This is a genomic window from Streptomyces katrae (assembly GCF_002028425.1).
GTDB lineage: Bacteria > Actinomycetota > Actinomycetes > Streptomycetales > Streptomycetaceae > Streptomyces > Streptomyces katrae_A.
In genome coordinates this window covers 31,560-47,481 of the sequence record NZ_CP020044.1, presented here as the reverse complement: position 1 = coordinate 47,481, position 15,922 = coordinate 31,560, and the positions used below count along the sequence as shown (strand labels likewise).

Here is a 15,922-nt window from a genome sequence, read left to right as displayed (position 1 = left end):
TGCGCAAAGGGGACAGCCGATCATGACGGACGACCAGAAGATCCTCGACTACCTCAAGCGGGTGACGGCTGATCTCCACCAGACCCGCCAGCGCCTGCGCGAGGTCGAGGCCGGAGAGCAGGAGCCCGTGGCGATCGTCGCCATGAGCTGCCGCTACCCCGGCGGCGTGCGCAGCCCGGAGGACCTGTGGCGGCTGGTCGCCTCGGGTACGGACGCGGTCGGCGCGTTCCCCGACGACCGGGGCTGGGACGTGGAGCGGCTCTACGCCGAGGACCCCGACCAGCCCGGCACCTCCTACGTCCGCGAGGGAGGCTTCCTGCGGGACGTCGCCGACTTCGACGCGGCCCTGTTCGGGATCTCCCCGCGCGAGGCCCTGGCGATGGACCCCCAGCAGCGGCTGCTGCTGGAGACCTCGTGGGAAGCGCTCGAACGGGCCGGCATCGACCCGGCGTCGCTGCGCGGCAGCCGCACCGGCGTCTTCGCCGGCAGCACCGGCCAGGACTACTCGACGCTGCTGCAGCGCTCGGCGGAGCCCGTCGAGGGCTACTACCTGACCGGCACCGCCGCCAGCGTCGTGTCCGGGCGGGTCTCCTACACGCTGGGCCTGGAAGGCCCCGCGGTCACCCTGGACACGGCCTGCTCCTCCTCCCTGGTGGCGCTGCACCTCGCGGCCCAGGCGCTGCGGGCCGGCGAGTGCACCCTCGCCCTCGCCGGCGGCTCCACCGTGATGTCCGCCCCCGGCATGTTCGTGGAGTTCTCCCGCCAGCGCGGACTGGCCGTGGACGGCCGCTGCAAGGCGTTCGCGGCCGCCGCGGACGGCACCGGATGGGCCGAGGGCGTCGGCATGCTGCTCCTGGAGCGGCTCTCCGACGCCCGCAGGAACGGCCACCCCGTCCTCGCCGTCCTGCGCGGCTCCGCCGTCAACCAGGACGGCGCCTCCAACGGCCTCACCGCCCCCAACGGGCCGTCCCAGCAGCGCGTCATCCAGCAGGCCCTGGACAACGCCGGGCTCACCGCGGCGCAGGTCGACGCGGTCGAGGCGCACGGCACCGGCACCACCCTCGGCGACCCGATCGAGGCACACGCCCTGATCTCCGCCTACGGCCAGGACCGGCCCGCCGGCCGGCCGCTGTGGCTGGGCTCCCTGAAGTCCAACATCGGCCACAGCCAGGCCGCCGCAGGCGTCGGCGGCGTCATCAAGATGGTCGAGGCGATGCGCCACGAGGTGCTGCCCAAGACCCTCCACGTCGACGAGCCGACCCCCCACATCGACTGGTCCGCCGGCGCGGTGGAGCTGCTCACCGAGGCCCGCCCGTGGCCCCGCTCCGAGCGCCCGCGCCGAGCCGGCGTCTCCTCGTTCGGCATCAGCGGCACCAACGCCCACGTCATCGTCGAAGAGGCCCCCGCCCCTGCCGAGGCCCCGGCCGACGCCCCGACGGCCACGCTGCCGCTGGTCCCGTGGCCGGTCTCAGGCAAGACCGCGGACGCGCTGGCCGCGCAGGCCGCCCGCCTGGCCGCGCACCTGCGCGGCCAGGAGCCGGCCGCCCCCGTCGACACCGGCTACTCGCTGGCGACCGGACGGGCCGCGCTCGAACACCGCGCCGTCGCCTTGGGCACCGACACCGGCGGCCTGCTCGCCGCGCTCGACGCGCTCGCGGCCGGCGAACCGGCCCCCGGCCTGATCACCGGCACCACCGCCGGCGGCCCGACCGCGTTCCTCTTCACCGGCCAGGGCGCCCAGCGCCCCGGCATGGGACGCGACCTGTACGAGGCCTTCCCCGCGTTCGCCCGGGCGCTGGACGCCGTGTGCGCCGAAACCGACCCGCACCTGGAGCGCCCGCTGCGCGAGGTGATGTTCGCGGACGACGCCGCCGACCTGAACCGCACCGCGTACACCCAGCCCGCGCTCTTCGCGCTCGAGGTGGCCCTGTACCGGCTCGTCGAGGGCTGGGGCCTGCGCCCCGACTACCTGCTCGGCCACTCCATCGGCGAGATCGCCGCCGCCCACGTGGCGGGGGTGTTCTCGCTGGCCGACGCGGCCCGCCTGGTCACCGCCCGCGGCCGGCTCATGCAGGCCCTCCCCGAGGGCGGGGCGATGGTCTCCGTACGCGCCTCGGAAGAGGAGGCCGCCGAACTGCTCGCCGCCTACGGGGACGTCGGCATCGCGGCGGTCAACGGCCCGCGCTCCGTGGTGATCTCGGGTGCGGCCGGCTCCGTCACCGAGATCGCTGACGTCCTCGCCGCCCGCGGCCACAAGACCAAGCGGCTGACCGTCAGCCACGCCTTCCACTCCCCGCTCATGGATCCCATGGTCGCGGACTTCCGGCGGGCCGCCGAGAGCGTCACCTACCACGCCCCGGCCATCCCCGTCGTCTCCGACGTCACCGGCGCGGTGGCCACGGCCGACGAGCTGCGCGACCCGGAGTACTGGGTGCGGCACGTCCGCGAAGCCGTCCGCTTCGCCGACGCCGTCGCCACCCTCCACCGCAGCGGCGTCCACCGCTTCGTCGAACTCGGCCCCGACGCGGTGCTGTCCGCCATGGGCGCCGACACCGCCGGGGAAGCCGTGTTCGTCCCCCTGCTGCGCGGGGACCGCCCCGAACCGCAGGCCCTGCTCACCGGCCTGGCCACGGCCCACGTCCACGGCGCCGCCCCCGACTGGGCCGCCGTCTTCGCCGGGACCGGCGCCCGCCGCGTCGACCTGCCCACCTACGCCTTCCGCCACCAGCGGCACTGGCCCTCGCGCTGGCTGCCGCAGACCGGGGACGTCACCGCCGCGGGCCTGCGCTCCGCCGAACACCCGCTGCTGGGCGCGGCCGTGAGCCTCGCCGACGGCGACGGCTTCCTCTTCACCGGCCGGCTCTCCCTCCAGACCCACTCCTGGCTCGCCGACCACGCCGTACTGGACACCGTCCTGGTGCCCGGCACCGCCTTCGTGGACCTCGCCGTCCGCGCCGGCGACCACAGCGGCTGCTCCCGCCTGGAGGAACTGACCCTGGAGGCCCCGCTGGTCCTGCCCGCCTGGGGCGGGGTCCAGCTCCAGGTCACCGTCGGCGCCGCTGACGCGCACGGACAGCGCCCCCTGGCCGTCCACTCCCGCCCCGACGGCGACGACCCCGACACCCCCTGGACCCGCAACGCGAGCGGCACCCTCGCCCCGGCGGCCGGCACCGCCCGGCCCGCCGAACCGGTCTGGGCCGAACTCGCCCAGTGGCCGCCGGCCGGCGCCGAACCCCTCGACACCGACGGGTTCTACGCCGCCCTCGCCGCCCAGAGCTACGACTACGGCCCCCAGTTCCAGGGCCTGCGCGCCGTGTGGCGGCGCGGCGAGGAGATCTTCGCCGAGGCCTCCTTCCCAGACGGCCACGACGCCGACGCCGCCCTCTTCGGACTGCACCCCGCCCTCTTCGACGCGGCCATGCACGCCATGGCGTTCCAGGACGCCGACGGCGGCATGGGCCCCGGCCGGGGCCGGCTGCCGTTCGTGTGGAACGGCGTCTCGCTGCACGCCTCCGGCGCCCGCGCCCTGCGCGTGCGGATCACCCCGTCGGGCACCGACGGCGTCACCGTCTTCCTCGCCGACGGCACCGGACTGCCCGTCGCCACCGTGGAGTCCATGGTGCTGCGGCCGGTCGCCGCCGAACAGCTGGCCGGCGCGGGCGCCGGCCACCACGAGGCGCTGTACCGCGTCACGTGGACCGAGGCGCCCGCCGCACCCGCCGCCGCACCCGGCCCGTGGGCCCTGATCGGCACCGCCCCGGAGCTGGCGGCCGTGCTGCGCGACCCGGCCGTGCTCCCCGCCGGCCTCACCGAGTACGCCGACCTGGACGCGCTCGGCGCGGCCGTCGACGCCGGCGCGCCCGTACCCGGGACGGTGCTGGCCGCCCCCTTCCGGCCCGAGGGCGCCGACGGCACCGCCGCGGCCGCCCACGCCCACGGCCGCCGCGCCCTGCAGCTGGCCCGCCAGTGGGCCGAGGACCCCCGCTTCGACGGCGCCCGCCTCGTCCTGCTGACCCGCGACGCGGTCGCCGCCCACCCCGGCGACACCGCCGCCGGGCTGGCCGCCGCACCCCTCTGGGGCCTGATCCGCTCGGCCCAGTCCGAACACCCCGACCGCTTCGTCCTCGTCGACACCGACGCCGGCGAGGAGTCGGCCCGCGCCCTGCCGGCCGCCCTCGCCACGGACGAGCCCCAGTTCGCCCTGCGCGCCGGGCAGGTCCACGTACCGCGGCTGGCCCGCATCGCCACCGAGGCCGGCGAGGAGGCCGCGCCGGCGTACGACCCGTGGGGCACCGTCCTGCTCACCGGCGCCACCGGCACCCTCGGACAGCTCCTCGCCCGCCACCTGGTCACCGCCCGCGGCGTGCGCCACCTGCTGCTGCTCAGCCGCCGCGGCCAGGACGCCCCCGGCGCGGCCGGGCTGCGCGACGAGCTCACCGCCCTCGGCGCCACCGTCACCTTCGCCGCCTGCGACGCGGCCGACCGCGACGCGCTGGCCGCCGTCCTCGCCGCCGTGCCGGCGGAGCACCCGCTGACCGCCGTCGTCCACGCCGCCGGCGTCTCCGACGACGGCGTCATCTCCGCGCTGACGCCCGAGCGCGTCGCCGCGGTGCTGCGCCCCAAGGCGGACGCGGCCGTCAACCTGCACGAGCTGACCCGGGGCGAGGACCTCACCGCGTTCGTGCTGTTCTCCTCCGTCGCCGCCGCCTTCGGCGGCCCCGGCCAGGGCAACTACGCAGCCGCCAACGCCTTCCTGGACTCCCTCGCCCAGCACCGCCGGGCCCTCGGCCTGCCCGCCACCTCGCTCGCCTGGGGCCTGTGGGCCGAACGCAGCGGACTGGCGGGCAAGCTGGACGACGCCCACCTCGACCGCATCGGCCGTACCGGCGTCGCCGCCATGGACAGCGAGGAGGCCCTCGGCCTGTTCGACGCGGCCACCGCCCTGCCGGACGCGCACCTGATGCCCGCCCGCCTGGACCTGGCCGCCTTCCGCGCCCAGGGCGCCGCCCGGATCCCCGCGCTGCTGCGCGCCCTGGTCCGCGTCCCGGCCCGCCGCAGCGCCGCCGGCGCCGCAGCCGCCGCCGAGGACAACGCCCTCGCCGTGCTGCTGGCCGCACTCGCGCCCGAGGACCGCGAGCGCCACCTCCTCGACCTGGTCCGCACCCAGGCCGCGGCCGTCCTCGGCCACGCCGGCCCCGACGGCATCGAGGCCCGGCGCGCCTTCAGCGACCTCGGCTTCGACTCGCTGACCGCCGTCGAGATGCGCAACGCCCTCAAGGCCCTCACCGGCCTGCCCCTGTCCGCGACGCTGATCTTCGACTACCCGACCCCGCAGGTCCTCGCCGGCCACCTGGCCGAACTCCTGCTCGGCCAGGACCCCGCCACCGCCGGCCGCACGGCCGCCGCCGCGGCCCCGGCCGACGACGAGCCCATCGCCGTCGTCGGCATGGCCTGCCGGCTCCCCGGCGGCGTCTCCACGCCCGAACAGCTGTGGCGCCTGGTCACGGAAGGCGGCGACGCCGTCTCCGCCGTACCCGACGACCGGGGCTGGCACGTCCCCGCCCTGCCCCACCAGGACGGCGGAGCCGGCGGACACGAGGCGATCCAGGGCGGCTTCATCGACGACCCCGGCTCCTTCGACCCGGCCTTCTTCGGCATCTCGCCGCGCGAGGCCACCGCGATGGACCCCCAGCAGCGGCTGCTGCTGGAAACCTCCTGGGAGGCCTTCGAACGCGCCGGCATCGACCCCGCCACGCTGCGCGGCAGCCGCACCGGCGTCTTCGCCGGCTCCAGCGGCCAGGACTACGCGGCCCTGCTCCAGCAGGCCCCCGAGGGCATCGAGGGCTACTTCCTCACCGGCACGACCGCGAGCGTGGTCTCCGGCCGCGTCTCCTACACCTTCGGCTTCGAGGGCCCGGCCGTCACCGTCGACACCGCCTGCTCCTCCTCCCTGGTCGCCCTGCACCTCGCCGCGCAGTCCCTGCGGGGCGGCGAGTGCTCGATGGCCCTGGCCGGCGGCGTCATGGTCATGGCCACCCCGGCCGGCTTCGTGGGCCTCAGCGGCCAGGGCGGCTTCGCCGCCGACGGCCGCTGCAAGGCCTTCGCCGCCGCCGCCGACGGCACCGGCTGGTCCGAGGGCGTGGGCATGCTCCTCCTGGAGCGGCTCTCCGACGCCGAGCGCAACGGCCACCCCGTCCTCGCCGTCGTCCGCGGCACGGCCGTCAACCAGGACGGCGCCTCCAACGGTCTCACCGCCCCCAACGGGCCCTCGCAGCAGCGCGTCATCCGTGCCGCGCTCGCCAACGCGGGCCTGTCGGCCGCCGAGGTCGACGCGGTGGAAGCGCACGGCACCGGCACGACGCTGGGCGACCCGATCGAGGCGCAGGCCCTCCTGGCCACGTACGGACAGGAGCGCTCCGCCGACGAGCCCCTCTACCTCGGCTCGCTGAAGTCCAACATCGGCCACGCCCAGGCCGCCGCCGGCGTCGCCGGCGTGATGAAGATGGTCCTCGCCCTCCAGCACGGCGTCCTGCCCAGGACGCTGCACGTGGACGAGCCGTCCCCGCACGTCGACTGGTCGGCGGGCGCGGTCGAACTGCTGACGCGGCAGCGGGAGTGGCCCGAGACGGGCCGTCCGCGCCGGGCCGGCGTCTCCTCGTTCGGCATCAGCGGCACGAACGCCCACGTGGTCCTGGAACAGGCCCCCGAAACCCCCGCGCCCACCGCGGCGCCCGTGGCGCGCACCCCCCTCTCCGTCACCCCGTGGGTGCTCTCGGCCAAGTCCGAGGCGGCCGTCCGGGCCCAGGCGGAGCGGCTCGCCGCCCACCTCGCCGAGCACACCGCACCGGAGCCTGTCGACATCGGCCTCTCGCTGGTGACGACCCGGGCCGTCTTCGAGCACCGCGCGGTGGTCCTGGGCGCCGACCCGGCCGAGGCGCTCACCGCCCTGGCCGAGGGCCGCGAGGCCCCCGGCGTCGTCCGCGGCCACGCGGGCGCCGGCTCCTCCCGTCCCGTGTTCGTCTTCCCGGGCCAGGGTTCGCAGTGGGTCGGCATGGCTGTCGAACTCCTCGACTCCTCGCCGGTGTTCGCGGCGCGGATCGCCGAGTGCGAGGAAGCCCTCGCCCCCTACGTGGACTGGTCGCTGACGGACGTCCTGCGCTCCGACGACCCGCTGGAGCGGGTGGACGTGGTCCAGCCGGTCCTCTTCGCGGTGATGGTGGCGCTGGCCGAGGTCTGGATCTCGTACGGGGTCCGGCCGTCGGCGGTCATCGGCCACTCGCAGGGTGAGATCGCCGCCGCGTGCGTGGCGGGCGCGCTCTCGCTGGAGGACGCGGCGAAGGTGGTGGCCCTGCGCAGCCGGGCCATCGATGCCATCGCGGGTCTGGGCGGCATGGTGTCCGTGAGTCTCCCGGCCGCCGACGCGGCGGAGCGGATCGCCGCGGTCTTCGGTGACCGGCTGGCGGTCGCGGCCGTGAACGGTCCGTCTTCGACGGTGGTTTCCGGTGACGCGGACGCCTGCGCCGAGCTGGTCACCGTCCTCGAAGCCGAGGGGGTCCGGGCCCGCCGGGTGGCGGTGGAGTACGCCTCCCACTGCTCCCACGTGGAGAAGCTGGAAGCCGAACTGGCCGACCTGCTCAGCGGCCTGAACCCCCGCCAGGCGGCGATCCCCATGTACTCCACCCTGACGGGCGAGCTGCTGGACGGCACGGAGCTGGACGGCGGCTACTGGTACCGCAACCTGCGCAACCCCGTCCTGTTCGAGCAGGCCGTCAAGGCGGCCCAGGCCGACGGGCACCGGCTCTTCATCGAGTCGAGCCCGCACCCGGTCCTCGCCGTCGGCCTCGCCGAGATGGACGCGACCGCGCTCGGCTCGCTGCGCCGTGACGAAGGCGGTCTGCGCCGGGTGTTCACCTCGCTCGCCGAGGCGTGGGTGAACGGCGCCGACGTCGACTGGGCCAGGGCCTTCGACGGCACCGGCGCCCAGCGCACCGACCTGCCCACCTACGCCTTCCAGCGCCGCCGCTACTGGCTGGAGGCCCCGCGCACCACCATCGGCGACATCGGCTCCGCCGGCCTGGGTCCGGCCGAGCACCCGCTGCTGGGCGCCGCCGTGGAGCTGGCCGACACGGACGGCTTCCTGTTCACCGGCCGCCTGTCCGTCGACTCACACCCCTGGCTCGGCGACCACGCCGTCGTCGGAACCGTCATCTTCCCCGGCACGGCCTTCGTGGAACTCGCGGTCCGCGCCGGCGACCAGGTCGGCTGCGGCCGCGTCGAGGAGCTCACCCTCCAGGCGCCGCTCCTCCTGCCCGAGCTGGGCGGACGCCAGATCCAGGTCGCCGTCGGCGCCGCCGACGACACCGGCCGCCGCACCCTCTCCGTGCACTCGCGGCCGGCCGGCGACCCCGACGCCGAGTGGAGCCGCCACGCCACCGGCGTCCTGGCCCCCGCCGAAACCGGCATCCACCGCCCCGCCGACCTGTCCGTCTGGCCGCCGCGCGGCGCCCGGGAACTGCCGCTCGACGGCGTCTACGAGGAGGCCGCCCGCCAGGGCTTCGGGTACGGGCCGTCCTTCCAGGGCCTGCGGGCCGCCTGGCAGCTCGGCCAGGAGATCTACGCCGAGGTGGAGCTGCCCGCCGAGGCGCGCGCCGACGCGGCCGCCTTCGGCGTCCACCCCGGCCTGCTCGACTCCGCCCTCCAGGCGATGGGCCTCGGCACCTTCCTCGACGGCGCCATAGCCGACGAGGACCAGGGCAAGCCGCGGCTGCCGTTCGCCTGGCGCGGCGTCACCCTGCACGCCGCGGGCGCCGGCGCCCTGCGCGTCCGGCTCTCCCACACCGGCCGCAACGGCATCTCCTTCGCGGTCGCCGACGCCACCGGCGCCCCGGTGGCCACGGTGGAGTCCCTGACGATGCTGCCGATCGCCCCCGAACAGCTGCGCAACGCCGGACGGGCCCACGGCGACTGCCTCTTCCGGGTCGAGTGGGCCGACGCGCCCGCCGCCGCCCCGGCCGTCCAGCGGCTCGCCGTCATCGGCTCCGCAGACCTCGGCGACGCCCTCGCCGCCGCCGGAGTACGGGCAGCACGCCACGCGGACGCCGCCGAGCTGACGGCGGCCCTGGAGGCCGGCGCCGCCACCCCCGACCTGGTCCTGATCGCGGCCGCCGACCCCGGCGCCGCCGGATCCGCCGGCACGGGCCTCGCGGAGCGCGCCCATGCCGCGACCCGCCGCGCGCTGGCCGACGTACAGCACTGGCTGTCCGCGGACGCGCCCGGCGACGTCCCGCTCGCCGTGGTCACCGTCGGCGCGACCGCCGCCGGCGCCGCCGCCGACCCGGCCGCCGCCGCCGTGTGGGGCCTGCTGCGCTCCGCGCAGTCCGAGGCGCCCGGCCGGTTCGTCCTGGCCGACGTCGACGGCTGCGACGCCTCCTGGCGGGCCCTGCCCGCCGCCCTGGCCACCGGCGAGCCGCAGCTCGCGGTCCACGACGGGAACACCACCGTCCCGCGCCTGGTCCGGGCGGCCGCACCCGCCGAGGACGCCGCCGGCCCCGCCTTCGACCCCGAGGGCACCGTCCTGATCACCGGCGGCACCGGCGTGCTGGGCGGGCTCCTCGCCCGCCACCTGGTCACCCGGCACGGGGTGCGCCACCTGCTGCTCGTCAGCCGCAGCGGCCCCGCCGCGGCGGGCGCCGACGCCCTGCGGGCCGAACTGGCCGAGGCCGGCGCCGAGGTCACCGTCGCCGCCTGCGACACGGCCGACCGCGACGCGCTGGCACGGCTCCTCGCCGCCGTGCGGCGGCCGCTGACCGGCGTCGTCCACACCGCCGGCGTCCTCGACGACGGCGTCCTGGAGTCCCTGACCCCTGACCGGCTCGCCGCCGTCCTGCGGCCCAAGGCCGACGCCGCCGTCCACCTCGACGAACTCACCCGCGACCACGAACTCGCCGCGTTCGTCCTGTTCTCCTCCGCCACCGGCGTCCTCGGCGGTTCCGGACAGGCCAACTACGCGGCCGCCAACGCCTTCCTCGACGCCCTCGCACGCCGCCGCCGGGGCCACGGCCTCGCCGCGACCTCGCTGGCGTGGGGCTTCTGGGCGCAGGCCAGCGGCATGACCGGACACCTCGACGAGGCCGACCGGCGCCGCATGCAGAGCGGCGGCATCCTCGGCCTGTCCGACGAGACCGGCCTGGCCCTGTTCGACCTCGCGCTCGCCACCGGCGAGGCCGAGCTGCTGCCGGTCCGCCTGGACACCGCCGCACTGCGCGGCCAGGCAGCCGCAGGCGGGCTGCCGCCGCTGCTGCGCAAGCTGGTGCGCACCCCGGTGCGGCGCGCGGCCGAGGCCGCCGCCGGCGACGCAGGGGCCGATTTCGCGCAGCGCCTGGCCGCCTTGCCCGAAGCCGAGCGGCACCGGGCGGTCCTGGACCTGGTGCGCCGCCAGGCGGCCGTGGTCCTCGGCCACGACTCCGCCGACGCGGTGAGCGCCGAATCCTCCTTCAAGGAGCTCGGGTTCGACTCGCTGACCGCCGTCGACCTGCGCAACAGGCTGGCCGCGACGACCGGCGTGAGGCTGCCCGCGACGCTGGTGTTCGACTACCCGACACCCGCCGAGCTGACCGCCTACCTGGGCGCCGAGATCGTCCCCGGCGAACCGGCGGGCATCGCCCCGCTGCTCGCCGAGATCGACCGGCTGGAGGCCCTGCTGGGCCCGGTCCCGGCCGACGAGGCCGACCGGCTGCGCATCGGCATGCGGCTCAACGACGTACTGGCGAAATGGGGCCACCCCGGGCACGCGACGGCGCAGCAGGAAGACGCCCGCGACCTGGAGAGCGCCACCGACGACGAGATCTTCGCCTTCATCACCGACGAGTTCGGGATCTCCTGATCACCGGCGCTCCGTCCGAACTCAATCGCCCGGGAGGGGTGAGGCACACCATGACCACCGAAGACGACAACAACAAGCTCCGTCACTTCCTCAAGCGCGTGACGGCCGAACTGCAGGAGACCCGGGGGCGGCTGCGCTCGGTGGAGGGCCGGGACCAGGAGCCGCTCGCGATCACCGCGATGGCCTGCCGGTTCCCCGGCGGACTCGACTCGCCGGAAGCCCTGTGGGACCTCGTCACGGGCGGCGTCGACGCCCTGTCGCCGTTCCCCGAGGACCGCGGCTGGAACTTCGAGGGGGTCTTCTTCCAGGCCCCCGAGGACCCCGACCGCGACTACGCCCTCGAAGGCGGGTTCATCTACGACATCGCCGACTTCGACCCCGAGTTCTTCGGGATCTCCCCGCGCGAGGCCCTCTCCATGGACCCCCAGCAGCGGCTGCTGCTGGAGGCGTCCTGGGAGGTCTTCGAACGGGCCGGCATCGACCCGGCGACCCTGCGCGGCAGCCAGACCGGCGTCTACGTCGGCACCACCTTCCAGGGCTACGGCGGCACCGTCATCCACCCGCCGGAGGGCACCGAGCTCTACCTGGGCATCGGCAACACCCCCAGCGTCGCCTCCGGCCGCATCGCCTACACCTACGGCTTCAACGGCCCCGCCCTCACCATCGACACCGCCTGCTCCTCCTCGCTGGTCGCCCTGCACATGGCGGCGCAGGCGCTGCGCAAGGGCGAATGCTCGATGGCCCTGGTCGGCGCGGCCACCATCATGGCCAACCCCGGCGCCTTCACCGAGTTCTCCCGCCAGCGCGGACTGTCCACCAACGGCCGCTGCAAGGCCTTCTCCGCCGACGCCGACGGCACCGGCTGGGGCGAGGGCCTGGGCATGCTGCTCGTGGAACGCCTCTCCGACGCCCGCAAGGCCGGACGCCCCGTCCTCGCCGTGCTGCGCGGCTCCGCCATCAACCAGGACGGCGCCTCCAACGGCCTCACCGCCCCCAACGGGCCCGCCCAGCAGCGCGTCATCCAGCAGGCCCTCGCCGACGCCCGCCTCTCCGCCCAGCAGGTCGACCTGGTCGAGGCGCACGGCACCGGCACCACCCTCGGCGACCCCATCGAGGCCCAGGCCCTGATCAACACCTACGGCCAGGACCGGCCGGCGGACCAGCCGCTGTACATCGGCTCCGTCAAGTCCAACATCGGCCACACCCAGTGCGCCGCCGGCATGGCCGGCCTGATCAAGGTCGTCATGTCGCTGCGCCACGGCGTCATGCCGCCCACCCTGCACGTCCGCGAACCCAACCCGCTCGTCGACTGGAACGCCGGAGCGGTCGCCCTGCTCACCGAGGGCCGCGACTGGCCCGAGCTCGACCACCCGCGCCGCGCCGGCGTCTCCTCCTTCGGCGTCAGCGGCACCAACTCCCACGTCATCCTCGAACACGCCGAACAGTACGAGGACGACAGCGTCGCCACCGCCGGCGAAGGCTCCGGCCTCGCCGCCGGCCCCGTCATGCCGTGGGTCGTCACCGGCCGCACCGAACAGGCGCTGCGCGGCCAGGCCGAACGGCTGCGCTCCTTCGCCGCCGCCCACCCCGAGGTCGACTCCGGCGACATCGCCTACTCGCTGGCCACCACCCGCGCCGCCTTCGAGCACCGTGCCGTCGTCGTCGGCCCCGACCGCGACGCCATGATCGCCGGGCTGAGCGCCCTGGCCCGCGGCGAGACCACCGGGGACGTCGTCCGCGCCGCCGCCGCCAGGTCCGGCGCCGGACCCGTCTTCGTCTACCCCGGCCAAGGTGCCCAGTGGGTCGGCATGGCCGTCGAACTCCTCGACTCCTCCCCGGTGTTCGCCGAGCGGATCGCCGACTGCGAGAAGGCCCTCGAACCGTACGTCGACTGGTCCCTGACCGAGGTGCTCCGCTCCGGCGAGCCCCTGGAGCGGGTCGACGTCGTCCAGCCCGTGCTGTTCGCGATGATGGTCGCGCTCACCGCCGTCTGGGAGTCCGCGGGCGTCGCCCCCAGCGCCGTCATCGGCCACTCCCAGGGCGAGATCGCCGCCGCCTGCGTGGCCGGCGCCCTGTCCCTGGAGGACGCCGCCAAGGTCGTCGCCCTGCGCAGCCGGGCCATCAACGCCCTCTCCGGGCTCGGCGGCATGGTCGCCGTGGCCCTGTCCGCCGAGGACGCCACCGCCCGTATCGCCGCCTGGGACGGCCGCCTGTCCGTCGCCGTGGTCAACGGCCCCACCCTCACCGTGGTCTCCGGCGAGGCCGACGCCTGCGACGAGTTCGCCCTGACCCTGCGCCAGGAAGGCGTCCGCGCCCGCCGCGTGGCCGTCGACTACGCCTCCCACTCCGCGTACGTCGAGAACATCGAGGCCGAGCTGGCCACCCTGCTCGACGGGCTCACCCCGGGGCCCGCCCGCCTGCCCGTCTACTCCTCGGTGACCGGCGAACTCCTCGACACCACCGGCATGGACGGCGCCTACTGGTACCGCAACCTGCGCAACACCGTCCTCTTCGAGCCGGCCGTCAACACCGCCCTCATCGCGGGACACCGTGTCTTCGTCGAGGTCAGCCCCCACCCGGTGCTCCTCGTCGGCATGACCGAGACCTTCGAGGCCCGCGGCAGCGAGGCCGTCGCCGTCGGCACCCTGCGCCACGACGAGGGCGGCCTGCCGCGCTTCGTGACCTCCCTCGCGGAGGCCCACGCCCATGGCCTGGACGTCGCCTGGGAAGAGGTCTTCGCCGGCACCGGCGCCCGCCGCGTCGACCTGCCCACCTACGCCTTCCAGCGCCGCCGCTACTGGATCGAGGACGTCGTCAACGGCGGCGACGGGATCGCCGCATGGCTGCCCGCCGCCTCCGCCTCGGACGCCGCCGTCGACGCCGCCTTCTGGGAGGCCGTCGAACGCGAGGACCTCCAGGCCCTCGTCGGCACCCTCGCCGCCGACGACGACAGCCAGCAGGCCCAGCTGGCCGGACTGCTGCCGCTGCTGTCGAACTACCGCCGCCAGCACCACACCCGCTCCACCATGGACTCCTGGAACTACCGGGTCACCTGGAAGCCGCTCACCGACACCGGCGTCCCCGCCCTGTCGGGCACCTGGCTGCTGGCCGTCCCCGAAGGCGCCGGGCACCCCGAGGCCGAGGCCTGCGCCACCGCCCTCGCCGAACACGGCGCCGACGTCGTCCGCGTCACCGTCGGCGCCGCCGACCTCGCCGACGGCGCCCTCGCCGACCGGCTGCGCGACGCGGCCGCCGCCGTCCCCGCCGTCGGCGGCGTCCTGTCCCTGCTGGCCCTCGACACCACCCCGCACCCCGGCCACACCTCCGTCCCCACCGGCTTCGCCGGCACCGTCGCGCTGCTGCGCGCCCTCGGCGCCGCCGACATCACCGCACCCCTGTGGTGCGCCACCCGCGGCGCGGTCTCCGTCGGCCGCACCGACACCCTGGACACCCCCGAACACGCCCTCGTGTGGGGCCTGGGCCGGGTCGCCGCCCTGGAGCACACCGAGCGCTGGGGCGGCCTGATCGACCTGCCCGCTTCCTGCGACGAGCGCGTCCGGGCCCGGCTCGCCGCCGTCCTCGCCGCCGCCGGCGACGAGGACCAGATAGCCCTGCGCCCCTCCGGGGCGTTCGTACGCCGCCTGGTGCGCGCCCCGCGCCGCGCCGAGGCCGGCGCCCGCTCCTGGACGCCGCGCGGCACCGTCCTGGTCACCGGCGGCACCGGCGCCCTCGGCGGACAGGTCGCCCGCTGGCTCGCCGGGAACGGCGCCGAACACCTGCTCCTCGTCAGCCGCCGCGGGCCCGGGGCCCCCGGCGCCGGCGAACTCGCCGAAGAACTGCGCGCCACCGGCGTCAAGGTCACCGTCGCCGCCTGCGACGCCTCCGACCGCGACCAGCTCGCCGCGCTGCTCGCCGGGCTCGACGAGCCGCCGACCGCCGTCGTGCACACCGCCGCCGTCCTCGACGACGGGGTGATCGACGCGCTCGGCACCGAGCGGCTGGAGCGGGCCCTGCGCGCCAAGGCCACCACCGCCGTCAACCTGCACGAGCTCACCGCCGGCCTGGACCTCGACGCGTTCGTCCTGTTCTCCTCCTTCGGCGGCACCGTCGGCACCCCCGGCCAGGGCAACTACGCCCCCGCCAACGCCTTCCTCGACGCCCTCGCCCAGGCCCGCCGCGACAGGGGCCTGCCCGCCACCTCCGTGGCCTGGGGCGCCTGGGGCGGCGGCGGCATGGCCGACGGCGCGTTCGGCGAGATCCTGAACCGGCACGGGCTGCGCGAGATGGAGCCCGAACTGGCCACCGCCGCCATGCAGGCCGCCGTCGACCGCGGCGAGGCGTCCACCGTCGTCGCCGACATCGTCTGGGAGCGCTTCCACGTCGCGTTCACCGCGACCCGGCCCAGCCCGCTGCTGTCGGAGGTGCCCGAGGTACGGGCCCTCGCCGACAGCGCCCGCGACGCCGGCACCGCCCAGGGCCCCGACCTGGCCGAACGGCTGGCCGGCCTGACCGCGACCGAACGCCAGGACGCCCTGCTGGACCTGGTGCGCGCACACGTCGCCGCCGTCCTCGGCTACCACGGACCGGAGGCCGTCGACGTCAAGCGGGCCTTCCGCGACATGGGCTTCGACTCGGTCACCGCCGTCGAGCTCCGCAACCGGCTCGCCGCCACCACCGGCCTGCACCTGCCCGTCTCGCTGGCCTTCGACCACCCCACCGCCGCCCGGCTCGCCGAGCAGCTGCTCACCCTCGTCGCGCCGCAGGAGAGCGCCGACGACGACCTGGCCGCGCTGGCCGAGTGGGACCGCATCGAGTCGGCACTGTCGCGCCTCGACCCCGAGGACCCGCACCGCACCCGCTTCCTCGTGCGGATGCAGAACCTCGTCGCCGGCTGGCAGGGCGGCGGCGAACCCGCCGTCAAGGCCACCGCCGCACAGGTCATGGAGACCGCGTCCGACGACGAGATGTTCGACCTGCTGGGCAAGAAGTTCGGGATCTCCTGACCCACCGCCCCCGTCCTGTCCACCAGCCGACGATGGA

Annotated in this window: 2 protein-coding genes; both read left to right on the top strand. The window is 76.0% G+C overall.

Annotation, left to right across the window (positions count from 1 at the left end; genetic code table 11):
* The first annotated feature begins 22 nt into the window (after window positions 1–22).
* On the top strand, window positions 23–10,882 hold the full coding sequence (locus B4U46_RS35775; RefSeq protein WP_079432437.1) for a type I polyketide synthase: 10,860 nt from the start codon (window positions 23–25) through the stop codon (window positions 10,880–10,882).
* A 50-nt stretch (window positions 10,883–10,932) separates the two neighbouring features.
* Window positions 10,933–15,885, top strand: a complete 4,953-nt coding sequence (locus B4U46_RS35770) for a type I polyketide synthase (protein WP_079432436.1) — start codon at window positions 10,933–10,935, stop codon at window positions 15,883–15,885.
* Window positions 15,886–15,922 lie beyond the last annotated feature (37 nt).